Here is a 1797-nt window from a genome sequence, read left to right as displayed (position 1 = left end):
CGCCGCCGGTTGGCCGCTCGCCCAGGCGCTCCAGCAGCCGGTGCAGCAGCTCCCGCTGGGCCTGCCGGACCGCCGGGTCGACCACCGCGGACCCCGGTGCGGCGTCCGGCGCGGACCCGGTCCGCCGGGGGTCCGGCCGGCCGTCGGCGAGCAGGTCCAGCGACTCCAGCAGTTCGTCGCGGCCGGTGACCAGCAGCGCGACGCGGTACGGATGGTGGGTCCGGGCGACGGCGAGGGTGTGGGCGACATCGGCGGCGCGGGCCCCGGCGCCGGGGCCGCGCAGCCAGCGCGCCAGGTCCGCCGCCTGGGCCGCGGCGGCGTCGGCACGCCGGCCGGAGAGCGGGACCAGGACCGGCATGTCGTCGGCGGTACCGGCGGCAGCGGGTCCGCTCCCGCGGCCGGGCGGCTGCTCGACGACGACGTACGCGTTGGTGCCGCTGAAGCCGAAGGAGCTGACCGAGGCCCGCCGCTGCCGCCCGTGACCGGCGGTCAGCTTCCGGCGCTGTGCGGCGACCGTGAACGGCCCGTCGGCGAACGGGATCTGCGGGTTGGGCCGAAGGTAGTGCAGGGACGGCGGGACCTCGCCGGTGCCGACCACGCCGACGGCCTTGAGCAGGCCGGCCAGCCCGGCGGCGGCCGAGGTGTGGCCGATGTTGCCCTTCACCGAGCCGATCGGCACGCTGCCCGGTGCCAGTCCGGCCCCGGCGAACGCCTCGTTGAGCGCGGTGATCTCGATCGGGTCGCCGAGCGGGGTGCCGGTGCCGTGGCACTCGACGTAGTCGATCCCGGCCGGGTCGACGGCGAAGCGCCGCATGGTGTCGCGGACCAGGGCGGCCTGCGAACGGGCGCTGGGCGCCGTGATGCCGTTGGTCCGCCCGTCCTGGTTGAGCCCGGACGCCCGGATCACCCCGTGCACCGGGTCACCGTCGGCGAGCGCCTTCGACAGCGGCTTGAGCACGACGACCGCACAGCCCTCACCCGGCACGATGCCGTCGGCGGCGGCGTCGAACGGCCGGCAGCGCCCGTTCGGCGACAGCATCCCGGCCCGGCTCATGAAGACGTGCGGGAGCTCGGTCAGGTAGAGCGTCACCCCGCCCACCACCGCCAGGTCGGCCTCGTCGAGCCGGAGCGACTGGCAGGCCAGGTGCAGGGCGGTGAGCGAGGACGAGCAGGCGGTGTCGACGGTGACGGCCGGGCCCTTGAGGTCGAGGTGGTAGGCGATCCGGGCGGCCAGGAGGGAGTTGGAGTTGCCCTGCATGACCTGCGGGAGCCGGGCGTGCGGGCTCTGCCGCTCGATCAGGTCCCGGTAGTCGTTGAGCATCACGCCCGCGTACACACCGCACCGGGAGCCGGCGAGCGAGCCGGCCGGCTGCCCGGCGTGCTCCAGCGCCCGCCACGCCTCCTGGAGGAAGAGCCGGGCCTGCGGGTCGGTCAGCTCGGCCTCCCGGGGCGTCATCCGGAAGAAGTCGGCGTCGAAACGGTCGGCGTCCGCCACGTACGCGCCCCAGCGGGAGACCGACCGGCCCTCGGCGGCCGGGTCCGGGTCGTAGAACTCCTCGGTCCGCCAGCGCTCCGGCGGCACCTCGGTCACCAGGTCGTCGCCGTCCAGGATCCGCTTCCAGAAGGTGTCCGCATCGGCCGCGCCGGGGAAGCGCGCGCTGTAGCCGATGATCGCGACCGGTTCGGTCGCGGCGGGCTCGGGGGCCGGGGCGGACGTCGGCGCGGCCGCCCCGGCCGGGGCCTCGGCCACGACCTCGGCCTCGGCGCCGAGCAGCGCCCGGGCGGCGGCGGCCCGGT

General features: G+C 76.5%; 1 protein-coding gene. It reads right to left on the bottom strand.

The features are described 5' to 3' along the window. Positions 1-1797 (bottom strand): type I polyketide synthase (locus AA75_RS12100; RefSeq protein ID WP_033819933.1); only part of this gene is annotated, 1797 nt, incomplete at both ends.

The sequence above is a fragment of the Kitasatospora sp. MBT63 genome (assembly GCF_000710465.2).
In the GTDB taxonomy this organism is placed as follows: Bacteria; Actinomycetota; Actinomycetes; order Streptomycetales; family Streptomycetaceae; genus Kitasatospora.
This window is presented reverse-complemented; position numbering and strand designations above follow the sequence as displayed.